Annotated in this window: 24 protein-coding genes; 2 read left to right on the forward strand and 22 right to left on the reverse strand. The window is 67.2% G+C overall.

Translation table 11 applies throughout. The annotated features are described in order from the left end of the window. Window position 1: 1 nt before the first annotated feature. The 20 genes from rpmD to rpsJ all read right to left on the reverse strand — a co-directional run bounded on the left by rpmD (window position 2) and on the right by rpsJ (window position 9,312). The gene (rpmD, locus tag A6P39_RS18510) at window positions 2-184 is read right to left on the reverse strand and encodes a 50S ribosomal protein L30 (RefSeq protein ID WP_003974250.1); all 183 of its coding nucleotides are present in this window, start codon (window positions 182-184) and stop codon (window positions 2-4) included. A 2-nt stretch (window positions 185-186) separates the two neighbouring features. Next, the gene (rpsE, locus tag A6P39_RS18515; RefSeq protein WP_015658456.1) at window positions 187-792 is read right to left on the reverse strand and encodes a 30S ribosomal protein S5; all 606 of its coding nucleotides are present in this window, start codon (window positions 790-792) and stop codon (window positions 187-189) included. 37 nt (window positions 793-829) lie between these two features. Beyond that, the gene (rplR, locus tag A6P39_RS18520; RefSeq protein ID WP_067045323.1) at window positions 830-1,213 is read right to left on the reverse strand and encodes a 50S ribosomal protein L18; all 384 of its coding nucleotides are present in this window, start codon (window positions 1,211-1,213) and stop codon (window positions 830-832) included. A 3-nt stretch (window positions 1,214-1,216) separates the two neighbouring features. Further along, on the reverse strand, window positions 1,217-1,756 hold the full coding sequence (gene rplF / locus A6P39_RS18525; protein WP_067045326.1) for a 50S ribosomal protein L6: 540 nt from the start codon (window positions 1,754-1,756) through the stop codon (window positions 1,217-1,219). A gap of 24 nt (window positions 1,757-1,780) precedes the next feature. Then, window positions 1,781-2,179 carry a 30S ribosomal protein S8 gene (rpsH, locus tag A6P39_RS18530; RefSeq protein WP_007384075.1) on the reverse strand — a complete coding sequence of 133 codons (399 nt, stop codon included), beginning with the start codon at window positions 2,177-2,179 and terminating at the stop codon, window positions 1,781-1,783. 216 nt (window positions 2,180-2,395) lie between these two features. Beyond that, a complete protein-coding gene (locus A6P39_RS18535; protein ID WP_003948630.1) occupies window positions 2,396-2,581 on the reverse strand; it encodes a type Z 30S ribosomal protein S14 in 186 nt (61 codons plus the stop codon). Between the two features lie 5 nt (window positions 2,582-2,586). Then, on the reverse strand, window positions 2,587-3,144 hold the full coding sequence (gene rplE, locus A6P39_RS18540) for a 50S ribosomal protein L5 (RefSeq protein WP_015658460.1): 558 nt from the start codon (window positions 3,142-3,144) through the stop codon (window positions 2,587-2,589). Then, window positions 3,144-3,467 carry a 50S ribosomal protein L24 gene (rplX, locus tag A6P39_RS18545; RefSeq protein WP_067045328.1) on the reverse strand — a complete coding sequence of 108 codons (324 nt, stop codon included), beginning with the start codon at window positions 3,465-3,467 and terminating at the stop codon, window positions 3,144-3,146. Before rplX ends, rplE begins: the two co-directional genes overlap by 1 nt. Window positions 3,468-3,469: 2 nt before the next feature. After that, window positions 3,470-3,838 (reverse strand): 50S ribosomal protein L14, encoded by a 369-nt coding sequence (gene rplN / locus A6P39_RS18550; RefSeq protein ID WP_003998823.1) that lies wholly within the window; start codon window positions 3,836-3,838, stop codon window positions 3,470-3,472. Window positions 3,839-3,944: 106 nt separating this feature from the next. After that, window positions 3,945-4,229, reverse strand: a complete 285-nt coding sequence (gene rpsQ, locus A6P39_RS18555) for a 30S ribosomal protein S17 (protein ID WP_018543912.1) — start codon at window positions 4,227-4,229, stop codon at window positions 3,945-3,947. After that, window positions 4,229-4,453 (reverse strand): 50S ribosomal protein L29, encoded by a 225-nt coding sequence (gene rpmC / locus A6P39_RS18560; RefSeq protein WP_023547377.1) that lies wholly within the window; start codon window positions 4,451-4,453, stop codon window positions 4,229-4,231. Before rpmC ends, rpsQ begins: the two co-directional genes overlap by 1 nt. Beyond that, a complete protein-coding gene (rplP, locus tag A6P39_RS18565; RefSeq protein WP_030788270.1) occupies window positions 4,453-4,872 on the reverse strand; it encodes a 50S ribosomal protein L16 in 420 nt (139 codons plus the stop codon). Before rplP ends, rpmC begins: the two co-directional genes overlap by 1 nt. Before the next feature lie 5 nt (window positions 4,873-4,877). Continuing rightward, window positions 4,878-5,702, reverse strand: coding sequence for a 30S ribosomal protein S3 (rpsC, locus tag A6P39_RS18570; RefSeq protein ID WP_067045333.1), 825 nt, complete (start codon window positions 5,700-5,702; stop codon window positions 4,878-4,880). Then, window positions 5,702-6,049: a 50S ribosomal protein L22 gene (rplV, locus tag A6P39_RS18575; RefSeq protein WP_003974262.1), complete on the reverse strand. Its 348-nt coding sequence runs from the start codon at window positions 6,047-6,049 to the stop codon at window positions 5,702-5,704. The genes rpsC and rplV overlap by 1 nt, the downstream gene beginning before the upstream one ends. Before the next feature lie 44 nt (window positions 6,050-6,093). Next, the gene (gene rpsS, locus A6P39_RS18580; protein WP_023547380.1) at window positions 6,094-6,375 is read right to left on the reverse strand and encodes a 30S ribosomal protein S19; all 282 of its coding nucleotides are present in this window, start codon (window positions 6,373-6,375) and stop codon (window positions 6,094-6,096) included. A 12-nt stretch (window positions 6,376-6,387) separates the two neighbouring features. Beyond that, complete coding sequence (rplB, locus tag A6P39_RS18585) at window positions 6,388-7,224, reverse strand: 50S ribosomal protein L2 (protein WP_067045336.1); 837 nt, start codon at window positions 7,222-7,224, stop codon at window positions 6,388-6,390. Window positions 7,225-7,264: 40 nt separating this feature from the next. Then, complete coding sequence (gene rplW, locus A6P39_RS18590) at window positions 7,265-7,684, reverse strand: 50S ribosomal protein L23 (RefSeq protein WP_067045339.1); 420 nt, start codon at window positions 7,682-7,684, stop codon at window positions 7,265-7,267. Next, the gene (gene rplD, locus A6P39_RS18595) at window positions 7,684-8,334 is read right to left on the reverse strand and encodes a 50S ribosomal protein L4 (RefSeq protein WP_067045342.1); all 651 of its coding nucleotides are present in this window, start codon (window positions 8,332-8,334) and stop codon (window positions 7,684-7,686) included. Before rplD ends, rplW begins: the two co-directional genes overlap by 1 nt. An 8-nt stretch (window positions 8,335-8,342) precedes the next feature. Continuing rightward, window positions 8,343-8,987 (reverse strand): 50S ribosomal protein L3, encoded by a 645-nt coding sequence (gene rplC, locus A6P39_RS18600; RefSeq protein ID WP_067045344.1) that lies wholly within the window; start codon window positions 8,985-8,987, stop codon window positions 8,343-8,345. Window positions 8,988-9,003: 16 nt separating this feature from the next. Continuing rightward, complete coding sequence (rpsJ, locus tag A6P39_RS18605; protein ID WP_003948644.1) at window positions 9,004-9,312, reverse strand: 30S ribosomal protein S10; 309 nt, start codon at window positions 9,310-9,312, stop codon at window positions 9,004-9,006. Window positions 9,313-9,827: 515 nt separating this feature from the next. Here rpsJ and A6P39_RS18610 point away from each other — a divergent pair. Beyond that, complete coding sequence (locus A6P39_RS18610) at window positions 9,828-11,006, forward strand: MFS transporter (protein WP_067045347.1); 1,179 nt, start codon at window positions 9,828-9,830, stop codon at window positions 11,004-11,006. A 29-nt stretch (window positions 11,007-11,035) separates the two neighbouring features. On the opposite strand, the gene A6P39_RS18615 is transcribed toward A6P39_RS18610, so the two are convergent. Further along, window positions 11,036-11,215 (reverse strand): DUF397 domain-containing protein, encoded by a 180-nt coding sequence (locus A6P39_RS18615; RefSeq protein ID WP_067045350.1) that lies wholly within the window; start codon window positions 11,213-11,215, stop codon window positions 11,036-11,038. After that, window positions 11,212-12,057 carry a helix-turn-helix domain-containing protein gene (locus A6P39_RS18620; RefSeq protein WP_067045354.1) on the reverse strand — a complete coding sequence of 282 codons (846 nt, stop codon included), beginning with the start codon at window positions 12,055-12,057 and terminating at the stop codon, window positions 11,212-11,214. The genes A6P39_RS18615 and A6P39_RS18620 overlap by 4 nt, the downstream gene beginning before the upstream one ends. 108 nt (window positions 12,058-12,165) lie before the next feature. Between A6P39_RS18620 and A6P39_RS18625 the strand changes: the two genes are divergently transcribed. Further along, complete coding sequence (locus tag A6P39_RS18625) at window positions 12,166-12,717, forward strand: ATP-binding protein (RefSeq protein ID WP_079133349.1); 552 nt, start codon at window positions 12,166-12,168, stop codon at window positions 12,715-12,717. The last annotated feature ends 10 nt before the right edge of the window (window positions 12,718-12,727 follow it).

Genomic DNA, 12,727 nt, shown 5'->3' on the forward strand with positions numbered 1-12,727 from the left:
ATCAGTCGACCTCCTCGACCGTCACGAGGTGGCGGACGGTGTGCACCATGCCGCGGAACTCGGGGCGGTCCTCCTTGACGACCTGCGTGTTGATGCCCTTGAGACCAAGGGAGCGCAGGGTGTCGCGGTGGTTCTGCTTGCTGCCGATGTAGGACTTGACCTGCGTAATCTTGAGCTGCGCCATGATTACGCACCCGCCCCGGCACGCGCACGGAGAAGAGCCGCGGGAGCGACGTCCTCGAGGGGCAGGCCACGGCGGGCCGCGACCTCCTCCGGACGCTGCAGACCCTTCAGGGCCTCCACGGTCGCGTGCACGATGTTGATCGCGTTGTCGGAGCCGAGCGACTTCGACAGGATGTCGTGGATACCGGCGCACTCGAGCACGGCGCGCACCGGGCCACCGGCGATAACACCGGTACCGGGGGACGCGGGCTTGAGCAGCACGACGCCGGCAGCCTTCTCACCCTGGATCGGGTGCGGGATGGTGCCCTGGATACGGGGGACCTTGAAGAAGTGCTTCTTGGCCTCCTCAACGCCCTTGGCGATGGCGGCCGGCACCTCCTTGGCCTTGCCGTAACCGACACCCACGGTGCCGTCACCGTCGCCCACCACGACCAGCGCGGTGAAGCTGAAGCGACGACCACCCTTCACAACCTTGGCGACGCGGTTGATCGCGACGACGCGCTCAACGTACGCGGTCTTCTCGGCGGCAGCAGCGCCGCCGTCACGGCCCTTCCGGTCCCGCCGCTCGCCGCCACCGGCACCGCCACCGCGGCGCTGGGGTCCAGCCATTGGATTTACCTCTCTCTTTTCCGCTAGCTACGGCGGCTCAGAACCTGAGCCCGGCCTCGCGGGCGGCGTCCGCCAGGGCGGCGATGCGCCCGGCGTACTGGTTGCCACCACGGTCGAACACGACGGCCTCGACACCGGCGGCCTTGGCACGCTCGGCGACCAGGGCGCCGACCTGCTTGGCCTGCGCGGACTTGTCGCCCTCGCCACCGCGGATCGAGCTGTCCAGCGTGGACGCCGACGCCAGGGTGTGGCCCTTGAGGTCGTCGATCACCTGCGCCACGATGTGGCGGTTGGAGCGGGTCACGACCAGACGGGGACGCTCCGCCGTACCGGAAAGGTTCTTGCGGATCCGGATGTGACGGCGCTTGATCGCGGCGCGCTTGTAGGCGTCGCCCTTGAGGATCTTCTGCCCGTATGCCATGGCTTACTTACCCGCCTTTCCGACCTTGCGGCGGATGACTTCGCCCTCGTACTTGACGCCCTTGGCCTTGTACGGGTCGGGCTTGCGCAGCTTGCGGATGTTGGCCGCAACCTCGCCGACCTTCTGCTTGTCGATGCCCTCGACCGAGAAACGGGTCGGGGACTCCACCTTGAAGGCGATGCCCTCGGGGGCCTCGACCAGGATCGGGTGGCTGTAACCGAGAGCGAACTCCAGGTTCGAACCCTTGGCGGTCACTCGGTAACCGACACCGCTGATCTCGAGCTTCTTCACGTAACCCTGGGTCACGCCGGTGATCATGTTCGCCACCAGCGTGCGGGAGAGGCCGTGCAGGGCCTTGCTCTGACGCTCGTCGTTGGGGCGGGTCACCTGCAGGGTGCCGTCCTCGCCCTTGGCGATGTCGATCGGCGCCACGACGGTGTGGGTCAGCGAGCCCTTGGGGCCCTTGACCGAGACCGTACGGCCGTCGATGGTGACGTCCACGCCGGCGGGAACCGCGATGGGGAGCTTGCCGATGCGCGACATAGCTGTTTCCTCCGTTCCCTTCTGCTACCAGACGTAGGCGAGGACTTCCCCACCCACGCCCTTCTTGCCGGCCTGCTTGTCGGTGAGGAGCCCGTGCGACGTGGAGATGATCGCCACGCCGAGGCCGCCCAGCACCTTCGGCAGGTTGGTGGACTTCGCGTACACCCGGAGACCGGGCTTGGAGATCCGCTTGATGCCCGCGATGGAGCGCTCACGGTTCGGGCCGAACTTCAGCTCGAGAACGAGGTTCTTGCCGACCTCGGCGTCCTCGACCTTCCAGCCCGTGATGAAGCCCTCCTGCTGGAGGATCTCCGCGATGTGCGACTTGATCTTGGACGCCGGCATCGTCACGGAGTCGTGGTACGCCGAGTTCGCGTTCCGCAGACGCGTCAGCATGTCTGCGATCGGATCAGTCATGGTCATGAATTGGCCTGTGGCCTTTCTCGCCGGGGTTTCCTATATGCGCCATCCCTCTCCCCGTACTTCTGCAGACGGGACGGGTGCGGCGCGGGGACCTACGGCGTAGTAAGTGATCCAGGGCGGCAGAGGCCCAACCCTCCTAGCCTACGGCATGGAAGGTGGGGGCCTCCGCCGACCCAGTTGCTTACCGAGAGGTCCAGGAATCCCTAAAAGCAGGGATTACCAGGAACTCTTGGTCACGCCCGGCAGCTCGCCACGGTGAGCCATCTCACGAAGGCACACGCGGCACAGGCCGAACTTGCGGTACACGGAGTGCGGACGGCCGCAGCGCTGGCAGCGCGTGTAGCCACGCACACCGAACTTGGGCTTGCGAGCAGCCTTGGCAATCAGAGCCTTCTTCGCCATCTCGCTCACGCCTCCTTGAACGGGAAGCCGAGGTGACGAAGGAGCGCGCGGCCCTCAGCGTCGTTGGTCGCCGTGGTGACCACGGTGATGTCCATGCCCCGGGTACGGTCGATCTTGTCCTGGTCGATCTCGTGGAACATGACCTGCTCCGTGAGACCGAAGGTGTAGTTGCCACGGCCGTCGAACTGCTTGGGGGACAGACCACGGAAGTCGCGGATGCGCGGCAGCGCGAGCGACAGGGTGCGGTCCAGGAACTCCCACATGCGGTCGCCACGGAGCGTGACGTGGGCACCGATCGGCTGACCCTCACGCAGCTTGAACTGCGCGATGGACTTGCGGGCCTTGGTGACGGCCGGCTTCTGACCGGTGATGGTGGTCAGGTCGCGGATCGCGCCCTCGATCAGCTTCGAGTCACGGGCGGCGTCGCCGACACCCATGTTGACCACGATCTTGACGAGGCCGGGAACCTGCATGACGTTCTCGTACTTGAACTCGTCACGCAGCTTGCCCGCGATCTCCTCGCGGTACTTCGTCTTCAGACGCGGAGTGGTGGTGGTAGCCATCAGATGTCCTCACCCGTCCGCTTGGCAACGCGGATCTTGTTGCCCTCTTCGTCGAAGCGGTAACCGACACGCGTGACGACCTTCTGACCGTCCTTCTCAACGACCAGCTGGACGTTGGAGACGTGGATCGGCGCCTCGGTCGTGACGATGCCGCCGGCCTGCGAACCGCTGGCGGTCGGACCGGCCTTGGTGTGCTTCTTGACCCGGTTGACACCCTCGACCAGGACACGCTCGTCGCGCGGGTAAGCGGCAATGACCTTGCCCTGCTTGCCCTTGTCCTTGCCGGTGATGACCTGGACCAGGTCGCCCTTCTTGATCTTCATGCTTACAGCACCTCCGGCGCGAGCGAGATGATCTTCATGAACTTCTTCTCGCGCAGCTCACGGCCGACCGGGCCGAAGATGCGGGTGCCGCGAGGGTCGCCGTCGTTCTTCAGAATGACGGCGGCGTTCTCGTCGAAGCGGATGTACGAGCCGTCCGGACGGCGGCGCTCCTTGACGGTGCGAACGATGACCGCCTTGACGACGTCACCCTTCTTCACGTTGCCACCGGGGATCGCGTCCTTGACGGTGGCGACGATGACGTCACCGATGCCCGCGTAGCGGCGACCGGAGCCACCGAGCACACGGATGCAAAGGATCTCCTTCGCACCAGTGTTGTCGGCGACGCGCAGTCGCGACTCCTGCTGGATCACGTCTATCTCCTGTTTGTCTGCCGGTTCCCGGCAGGGGCCGCCTCTTTACGAGGAGAGCCCCTGCCGAGCCTGGCGGAACTGACCTGCGGGGTTTGCCCCGCAGGAATTACTTGGCCTTCTCGAGGATCTCGACGACGCGCCAGCGCTTCGTCGCGGACAGCGGCCGGGTCTCCATCAGGAGGACGCGGTCGCCGACACCCGCGGCGTTCTGCTCGTCGTGCGCCTTGAGCTTGTTCGTACGGCGGATGACCTTGCCGTACAGCGCGTGCTTGACGCGGTCCTCGACGGCGACGACGACGGTCTTGTCCATCTTGTCGCTGACGACGAGACCCTCACGGGTCTTGCGGAAGCCGCGCGCCTCTGCGTTCTCAGTCACGTTCTTCTCGCTCATCAGGCGTTCTCCACCGTTTCGATGCCCAGCTCACGCTCGCGCATCAGGGTGTAGATCCGCGCGATGTCCTTGCGGACCGCCTTCAGACGGCCGTGGTTCTCGAGCTGACCGGTCGCCGCCTGGAAGCGGAGGTTGAACAGCTCTTCCTTGGCCTCGCGGAGCTTCGCCAGAAGCTCCTCGTTGCCCAGCTCGCGCAGCTCGGACGCCTTGGTACCGACCGACATCACGCTTCACCTGCCTCGCGCTTGACGATGCGGCACTTCATCGGCAGCTTGTGGGCCGCACGAGTGAGAGCCTCACGCGCAATCTTCTCGTTCGGGTAGGACAGCTCGAACATGACCCGTCCCGGGTGCACGTTCGCGATCCACCACTCCGGCGAACCCTTACCGGAACCCATGCGGGTCTCGGCCGGCTTCTTCGTGAGCGGGCGGTCCGGGTAGATGTTGATCCAGACCTTGCCGCCACGCTTGATGTGGCGGGTCATTGCGATACGGGCCGCCTCGATCTGGCGGTTGGTCACGTACGCCGGCGTGAGGGCCTGGATGCCGTACTCGCCGAACGCGACCGTCGTACCGCCCTTGGCCTCACCGCGACGCTTCGGGTGGTGCTGCTTGCGGTGCTTGACCCTACGGGGGATCAGCATGTCGGTCAGGCCTCCGTTCCGGTGCTCTCAGCCGGAGCCTCGGCCTTGGGAGCCTCGGCCTTGGGGGCCTCGGCGCCGGCAGCCTGCTGCGGCTTGCGACCGCGCCGCTCGCCACCGCGGCCACCACGGGCCGGGCGGTCGGCACCACCACGGGCCGGGCGGTTACCCGCACGGGCCGCAGCGTTCTCGGCGCGGACCTCGGCGATGTTCTTGACGTCGCCCTTGTAGATCCAGACCTTCACACCGATGCGGCCGAAGGTCGTCTTGGCCTCGAAGAAGCCGTAGTCCACGTTCGCGCGGAGCGTGTGCAGGGGCACGCGGCCCTCGCGGTAGAACTCCGAGCGGGACATCTCGGCGCCGCCGAGGCGGCCGCCGCACTGGATCTTGATGCCCTTGGCGCCGGCCTTCATCGCCGACTGCATGCTCTTGCGCATGGCACGGCGGAAGGAGACGCGGGAGGAGAGCTGCTCGGCAACGGCCTGGGCCACGAGCTGAGCGTCGGTCTCGGGGTTCTTGACCTCGAGGATGTTCAGCTGGACCTGCTTGCCCGTGAGCTTCTCGAGGTCGCCGCGGATGCGGTCGGCCTCGGCGCCACGGCGGCCGATGACGATGCCGGGACGGGCGGTGTGGATGTCCACACGCACGCGGTCACGGGTGCGCTCGATCTCAACCTTCGAGATACCGGCGCGCTCCATGCCGGACGTCATCATCCGACGGATGGCGACGTCTTCCTTGACGTAGTCCTTGTACAGCTTGTCGGCGTACCAACGCGACTTGAAGTCGGTCGTGACACCGAGCCGGAACCCGTGCGGGTTTACCTTCTGGCCCATTACCGGGTTCCTTCCTTGCTGCTGACGACCACGGTGATGTGGCTGGTCCGCTTGCGGATCCGGTAGGCACGGCCCTGGGCACGCGGACGGAACCGCTTCAGGGTCGGACCCTCGTCGACGTACGCCTCGGAGATGAAGAGGCTGTCGGCGTCGGTGTGGTCGTAGTTGTGCGCGGCGTTGGCGATGGCGCTGTCGAGCACCTTGCCGACCGGCACGGAGGCTGCCTGCGGAGCGAATCGCAGAACAGCCTGAGCCTCCGTGGCATCCATGCCACGGATAAGGTCCACCACGCGGCGGGCCTTCATGGGCGTAACGCGGATGTACCGCGCCTGGGCCCTGGCTTCCATGGTTGTCCCTCTCAGTTACTTACGTGTCTGAATGCGATCCGCTACTAGCGGCGCTTCGACTTCCGGTCTTCCTTGACGTGACCCCGGAAGGTGCGCGTCGGCGAGAACTCGCCGAGCTTGTGGCCGACCATCGACTCGGTGACGAACACCGGGATGTGGGTCTTGCCGTTGTGCACCGCGAGCGTGTGGCCCAGCATGGCCGGGACGATCATCGAGCGGCGGGACCAGGTCTTGATGACGTTCTTGGTGCCGGCTTCGTTCTGGGCGTCCACCTTCTTGATCAGGTGGTCGTCGACGAAGGGCCCCTTCTTCAGGCTACGAGGCATCTCAACCCGTCCTTAGCGCTTCTTGTTCGTCTTGCGGCGGCGGACGATGTACTTGTTCGACGCCTTCTTGGGCGAACGAGTACGGCCTTCCTTCTTGCCCCACGGGGACACAGGGTGGCGACCACCGGAGGTCCGGCCCTCACCACCACCGTGCGGGTGGTCAACCGGGTTCATCACGACACCACGGACGGTCGGGCGGACGCCCAGCCACCGCTTACGGCCGGCCTTACCCCAGTTGATGTTGCTCTGCTCGGCGTTGCCGACCTCACCGACGGTGGCGCGGCAGCGGACGTCGACGAGACGGATCTCGCCGGACGGCATGCGCAGGTGGGCGTAGGCGCCCTCCTTCGCGAGCAGCTGCACGGAGGCACCGGCGGAGCGGGCGAACTTGGCACCGCCACCGGGACGGAGTTCGATCGCGTGGATCGTGGTACCGACCGGGATGTTGCGGAGGGCCAGGTTGTTGCCCGGCTTGATGTCGGCCCCGGGACCGTTCTCCACGGTGTCGCCCTGCTGCAGGTTGCGCGGGGCGAGGATGTAGCGCTTCTCGCCGTCCACGTAGTGCAGCAGCGCGATGCGCGCGGTGCGGTTGGGGTCGTACTCGATGTGCGCGACCTTCGCCGGCACGCCGTCCTTGTCGTGACGACGGAAGTCGATCACTCGGTAGGCGCGCTTGTGTCCGCCACCCTGGTGGCGAACGGTCACACGACCGGCGTTGTTACGGCCGCCCTTGCTGTGCAGGGGGCGGACCAGCGACTTCTCCGGCGTGGACCGCGTGACCTCGACGAAGTCGGCGACGCTGGCGCCACGACGGCCCGGCGTAGTCGGCTTGTACTTGCGGATTCCCATTTCTCAGTCCTCGTCCGATATCGGACGATCCGGACCGCCCTTAGGCGGTCGGACCGCCGAAGATGTCGATACGGTCGCCCTCGGCGAGGGTCACGATCGCGCGCTTGGTCGCGGCACGCTGGCCGAAACCGGTGCGGGTCCGCTTGCGCTTGCCCTGGCGGTTGATCGTGTTGACCCCGGTGACCTTGACCGAGAAGACCGCCTGGACGGCCTGCTTGATCTGGGTCTTGTTGGCGTTCGGGTCGACGATGAACGTGTACTTGTTCTCGTCGAGGAGCGCGTAGCTCTTCTCGGAGACGACCGGCTTCAGCAGGACGTCACGGGGGTCCGTGTACGACTTGCTCAGCGGGGTCTCGACGGTGTTCTTGCCCTCGGTGGCGTGGCGACGCGCCTTGGCGACGCGCGCGGCCTTGGCGGCCTTGGCGGCCTTCGAGGCGATGCTCGGGTGACGGGTAGCCATCAGACCTCGGTCCCTTCGGTGTCGTTGGCCTTCGGGCCGGCGACGAAGGACTCGAAAGCGGCCTGGGTGAAGACCACGTCGTCCGAGACGAGAACGTCGTACGTGTTCAGCTGGCCCGGCTCCAGGATGTGGACCTGGGGCAGGTTGCGGGCGGACAGCCACGCGGCCTCGTCGGTGCGCTCGACGACCAGGAGCAGGTTCTTGCGCTCCGAGATCTTGCCGAACAGCGTCTTGGCGGCCTTCGTGGAGATGTCACCCTCGACCACGCCGGAGACGACGTGGATGCGGTTGTGACGCGCCCGGTCGGTGAGGGCACCGCGCAGGGCGGCGGCCTTCATCTTCTTCGGGGTGCGCTGCGAGTAGTCACGCGGCTGCGGGCCGTGGACGACGCCACCGCCGGCGAACTGCGGCGCGCGGGTCGAACCCTGACGGGCGCGACCGGTGCCCTTCTGGCGGTACGGCTTCTTGCCGCCACCACGGACTTCACCGCGGGTCTTGGTCTTGTGCGTGCCCTGACGGGCAGCGGCCAGCTGCGCGACGACGACCTGGTGGATCAGCGGAACGCTGACCTTGGCGTCGAAGATCTCCGCGGGGAGCTCGACGGAACCGGCCTTCTCGCCAGCCGGCGAAAGGATGTCAACAGTGCTCATCGGTTACCTCAGGCCCCCTTGGCCGCGGTGCGGACCAGGACGAGGCCGCCGTTCGGACCGGGAACCGCGCCCTTGATGAGCAGCAGACCCTTCTCCGCGTCAACGGCGTGGACGGTCAGGTTCTGGGTGGTGACCCGCTCGTTGCCCATGCGACCCGCCATGCGGAGGCCCTTGAACACACGGCCCGGGGTGGCGCAGCCACCGATGGAACCGGGGGAGCGGTGCTTGCGCTGGGTGCCGTGTCCGGCGCCGAGGCCACGGAAGTTGTGGCGCTTCATGACACCGGCGAAGCCCTTGCCCTTGCTCTTGCCGGTGACGTCGACCTTCACGCCGGCCTCGAAGACCTCGGCGGTGATTTCCTGACCGAGCGTGTACTCGGCGGCATCAGCCGTACGGATCTCGACGAGGTGACGACGCGGGGTGACGTCGGCCTTGGCGAAGTGGCCCTTGAGGGGCTTGTTCACCTTGCGCGGGTCGATCTCGCCGAAGGCGATCTGAACCGACTCGTAGCCGTCGACGTCGTTGGTACGAACCTGGGTCACGACGTTGGGGCCGGCCTTGACGACGGTGACCGGAACAACACGGTTGTTCTCGTCCCACACCTGCGTCATGCCGAGCTTCTCGCCCAGGATGCCCTTGATCTGCTTAGCCATTCTCAGCCCACCAGCCTCAGAGCTTGATCTCGATGTCGACACCGGCCGGGAGGTCGAGTCGCATCAGAGAGTCAACGGTCTTGGGGGTCGGGTCGAGAATGTCGATCAGGCGCTTGTGCGTGCGCATCTCGAAGTGCTCGCGCGAGTCCTTGTACTTGTGCGGCGACTTGATGACGCAGTACACGTTCTTCTCAGTGGGCAGCGGCACCGGGCCCGCGACCGACGCACCAGTACGGGTCACCGTCTCGACGATCTTCTTCGCCGAGGAGTCGATGACCTCGTGGTCGTAGGCCTTGAGCCGGATGCGGATCTTCTGTCCCGCCATGGCTACTCAGTAGTCCTGTCTCTCTTACGCTCTGGAACCCGGCAGGTCCCTGTTCCCTCTCCTCCGACCCACGCGGTCGGGCGTGTCGCGCTCCCGCTGACACGGATGTCCCTTGTTCGAACATCCCTGCGGGGAATGCACACGGCCCTTCCGGAACCGCAAGCCGGGGGCGAAGGCCCACCGGGTGCCTGGCCGATGCCGCACCGCACTTCCCGGAAGATTCCCGTACGTCCGCCCCAGCGCTGCCCGCAGGCAGTTAGGGCGACGAGTACTGTGGGACTCGCTTCCGGTCCTCCCGGCGGGAGGCGCGCAGCATCAACACTCGACCGAGCAACTCGGACAGTCTGCCATACACGGCAGGCCGTCCGCCAATCGAGCCGGAGAGAATACCCCGCGCGTGACGTAGGTCAAACCGGGGGCGCCATCACCCGAGTCGCCCCCTGGCGGATTGGATCACTCACGGCGGGGCGTATCGGATCTTGGGTGGGGTCCAGGAGACGCCTAGCGTCTGTGTCATGTCCCTTACCGTCCAGGCCAAGACGCATCCTCGCCTGATCACCCTCCTCGCCTCGGCCTGTGGCCTGATCGCCGCCTGCCTCTACTACTGCCAGCCCCTGCTCCCCCGGATCGCGGAGTCCTTCGGCGCCTCCCCCTCCGCCGCCGGAGCACTGGTGACCGCCACCCAGGCCGGTTACACGCTCGGCCTGCTGCTGATCGTCCCGCTCGGCGACATCGTCGCCCGCCGTCGCCTCACCGGGATCCTGCTCGGCGCGGCCGGTGCCGGAATGCTCCTGTCCGGAGCGGCCCCCTCGCTGGGGGTGCTGCTGGCCGGCGGCTTCGCCGTGGGCGCCGGGGCGGTCGTCATCCAGATACTCATCCCGTACGCGGCCTCCGTCGTGCCCGCGGACCAGCGCGGCCGGGCGATGGCCAGCCTGCTCACCGGCCTCCTGCTCGGCGTCCTGTGCTCCCGCACGGCGGCCGGGCTGGTCGGCGGGGCCTTCGGCTGGCGCACGGTGTTCCTGGCCGCGGCCGGAACGCTGGTGGCCGTTGCCCTGCTCCTCGTCCGCGTAATGCCGTCGTCCGCGCCGGACGTCCCGCTCGGCTACGGCGCCCAGCTCGCCGCCACGCTACGGCTGGCCGCCGCCGAGCCGGTCCTGCGGCGGCGCTCACTGATCGGCGCGTGCTGCTTCGCGTCGTTCAGCGCCTTCTGGGCCACCTCGGCGTTCCTGCTCGCCGGTCCGCACTACGGCTGGGACGCCTCCGCGATCGGTCTGTTCGCCCTGGTGGGCGCGGCGGGCGCGATCGCGGCCAAGGCGACGGGCCGCCTCGTCGACGCCGGTCGCGAGGCGGTGGCCACCGGTGTCCTGCTCGCCCTGGGCGTGGCCGGGTTCGCCGCGCTGTGGCCGGGCGGCCACAGTCTGGCCTGGCTGGTGGCCGGGGTCCTGGTGCTGGACGCCGCGGTGCACGGCGTCCACCTGCTGAACATGAGCGTGGTCTACGACCTCCCGGACCATCCGCGCGCCCGGATCGCCTCGGTCTACATGACGTCGTACTACCTCGGCGGCGCGGCCGGCTCGGCGATCGGCGTCACCGCGTACCGGTTCGGCGGTTGGGGGGCCGTACCGGCGACGGGAGCGGCGCTGCTGGTGGTGGCGCTGCTGGTGTGGGCCGTCGGCTTCCGGCGGCGTGCGTGACGAGGGCGTTGTTACCGGTATGGGTCCCGTCAGAGCGTGCGCACGAACTCCGACCAGGCCTCCGGCGCGAGGGCGAGGCGGGGGCCGGTGGGGTTCTTGGAGTCTCGGATGTGGATGGTGGTGGGGGCTTCGGCTACCTCGATGCAGTCGCCGGGCTCACTGCTGCTGCTGTAGCTGCTCTTGAACCAGTGGAGTTCGGCGGTACTCATAGTCTCCCCAGCGCTTGCTCGATGAAGGCCTGTGACTCCCTCGGCGTGAGAGCCTGCGCCCGGATCATGCCATAGCGCAGTTCAAGGATCCGGAGATCCTTCGGGCTTGAGACCGGACGGCCGTTGAACGCCCCGTCGGAACGACCGATCGCCGTGCCGTCGGCGAACTTCAACACCTCGATCAGGCCCTGCGTTCCGGCGTGCTCCTCACGATCGGTCGGCATGACCTGAAGGGTGACGTTTCGCAACTTCGATACTTCCAGGAGGTGTTCGAGTTGTCGGCGCAGCACCATCTTCCCACCGTAGGGACGTTCGAGCGTCACTTGTTCCTGGACGAAACTGAGCGTGGGGGCGGGCTCCCGCTCCAGGACAGCCTTCCGAGCCACACGAGCCGCAGCCTCCCGCTCCACGACATCCTCGGCGAGCGCCGGCTGCCTCATCTCAAACATCGTTCGCACGTACTCCTGCGTCTGCAACAGACCATGGACGTTGTGGTTGCTGTACAGCAGCATCTCCACCGACCTCCCCTCCAGCTCGGCCAGTTGCCGCACCTTCTTCGGATACCGCGCCTTCCTCATGTCCTCCATGAACGCCCTCAAGTGCCCCTGTGCCTTGAGGATCTGGTCCGCCCTGTCCAGGGCCTCCGGCCGGGGAATGCGCGCCCCGCGCTCGATCTTGCGGATCATGTCCTCGCCGTACCCGAGGGCGGCCGCCAGCTCGGGCACGCTCACTCCGGCCGCCTCCCGGCAGACCTTGAGCAGGCGCCCCACCGCCTGCACCACAGGCTCGATCTCGTCGCCCGGCTCGACGTCCCAGCCGGCCTCGTCCACACCGTCGTTCATGGCTCCTCCTCCGACGCGCACCCCGTACCCGTACAACGCCTGGGACAGCCGAGACAGCCGAGACAAAGCAGGGACAGTCACCGTCCGTAAGGGCATTGGCACTCACCCATGGGAGCAAGTCCGGCCACGCTGAGTGACGTGATTCCAGAAACCGCCATCCCCAACTTCACGGTCCTGCTGTCCCCCACCCCTCGCGGCGCTCGCCTCGCCCGGCTGCTCGCCACTCAGCAACTCCGCCACTGGGGGCTTCCGTTCGAATCAGCGGAGCACGTCGTGGCCGAGCTGGCGGCCAACGCGGCCACCCATGGCAAGGTCTCGGGGCGGGACTTCCGGCTCACGCTGTACGTCGTCGGCGGCACCCTTCGTATCGAGGTGACCGACACGCGGGGTGACCGGCTGCCGTGCGCCCAACCCGCCGCCCCCGACGCCGAATCCGGTCGCGGACTGCTCCTCGTGGCCGCACTCGCCGACCGCTGGGGAGTCACCGAAGGCCCCACCCCGCGCAAGACCGTCTGGGCCGAGGTCGCCGTTCCGGCACCGGCACCCGGCCGCCCCTGCTCCGGTGCGACGGGCGGTCTTTCCCAAGGAAAAACAAGGGTGAAAGAACCCGGCCAAGCCCCACCCCTCCCGCCCACGGCGCAAACTCACTCACGAGGGTGAACATCGCCAA

The organism is Streptomyces sp. FXJ1.172, assembly GCF_001636945.3.
GTDB lineage: Bacteria > Actinomycetota > Actinomycetes > Streptomycetales > Streptomycetaceae > Streptomyces.

Coding starts and splice junctions, on each gene's coding strand:
- rplC (WP_067045344.1), bottom strand. CDS start 8,987: ATGGCTAAGCAGATCAAGGGCATCCTGGGCGAGAAGCTCGGCATGACG.
- rplR (WP_067045323.1), bottom strand. CDS start 1,213: ATGGCATACGGGCAGAAGATCCTCAAGGGCGACGCCTACAAGCGCGCC.
- rpsQ (WP_018543912.1), bottom strand. CDS start 4,229: ATGAGCGAGAAGAACGTGACTGAGAACGCAGAGGCGCGCGGCTTCCGC.
- A6P39_RS18615 (WP_067045350.1), bottom strand. CDS start 11,215: ATGAGTACCGCCGAACTCCACTGGTTCAAGAGCAGCTACAGCAGCAGC.
- rplW (WP_067045339.1), bottom strand. CDS start 7,684: ATGGCTACCCGTCACCCGAGCATCGCCTCGAAGGCCGCCAAGGCCGCC.
- rplX (WP_067045328.1), bottom strand. CDS start 3,467: ATGAAGATCAAGAAGGGCGACCTGGTCCAGGTCATCACCGGCAAGGAC.
- rpmC (WP_023547377.1), bottom strand. CDS start 4,453: ATGTCGGTCGGTACCAAGGCGTCCGAGCTGCGCGAGCTGGGCAACGAG.
- rpsJ (WP_003948644.1), bottom strand. CDS start 9,312: ATGGCGGGACAGAAGATCCGCATCCGGCTCAAGGCCTACGACCACGAG.
- rpsC (WP_067045333.1), bottom strand. CDS start 5,702: ATGGGCCAGAAGGTAAACCCGCACGGGTTCCGGCTCGGTGTCACGACC.
- rplB (WP_067045336.1), bottom strand. CDS start 7,224: ATGGGAATCCGCAAGTACAAGCCGACTACGCCGGGCCGTCGTGGCGCC.
- rplD (WP_067045342.1), bottom strand. CDS start 8,334: ATGAGCACTGTTGACATCCTTTCGCCGGCTGGCGAGAAGGCCGGTTCC.
- rplP (WP_030788270.1), bottom strand. CDS start 4,872: ATGCTGATCCCCCGTAGGGTCAAGCACCGCAAGCAGCACCACCCGAAG.
- rpmD (WP_003974250.1), bottom strand. CDS start 184: ATGGCGCAGCTCAAGATTACGCAGGTCAAGTCCTACATCGGCAGCAAG.
- A6P39_RS18535 (WP_003948630.1), bottom strand. CDS start 2,581: ATGGCGAAGAAGGCTCTGATTGCCAAGGCTGCTCGCAAGCCCAAGTTC.
- A6P39_RS18610 (WP_067045347.1), top strand. CDS start 9,828: ATGTCCCTTACCGTCCAGGCCAAGACGCATCCTCGCCTGATCACCCTC.
- rplF (WP_067045326.1), bottom strand. CDS start 1,756: ATGTCGCGCATCGGCAAGCTCCCCATCGCGGTTCCCGCCGGCGTGGAC.
- A6P39_RS18625 (WP_079133349.1), top strand. CDS start 12,166: ATGGGAGCAAGTCCGGCCACGCTGAGTGACGTGATTCCAGAAACCGCC.
- rplV (WP_003974262.1), bottom strand. CDS start 6,049: ATGGAAGCCAGGGCCCAGGCGCGGTACATCCGCGTTACGCCCATGAAG.
- rplE (WP_015658460.1), bottom strand. CDS start 3,144: ATGGCTACCACCACCACTCCGCGTCTGAAGACGAAGTACCGCGAGGAG.
- rpsS (WP_023547380.1), bottom strand. CDS start 6,375: ATGCCTCGTAGCCTGAAGAAGGGGCCCTTCGTCGACGACCACCTGATC.
- rpsH (WP_007384075.1), bottom strand. CDS start 2,179: ATGACCATGACTGATCCGATCGCAGACATGCTGACGCGTCTGCGGAAC.
- rpsE (WP_015658456.1), bottom strand. CDS start 792: ATGGCTGGACCCCAGCGCCGCGGTGGCGGTGCCGGTGGCGGCGAGCGG.
- A6P39_RS18620 (WP_067045354.1), bottom strand. CDS start 12,057: ATGAACGACGGTGTGGACGAGGCCGGCTGGGACGTCGAGCCGGGCGAC.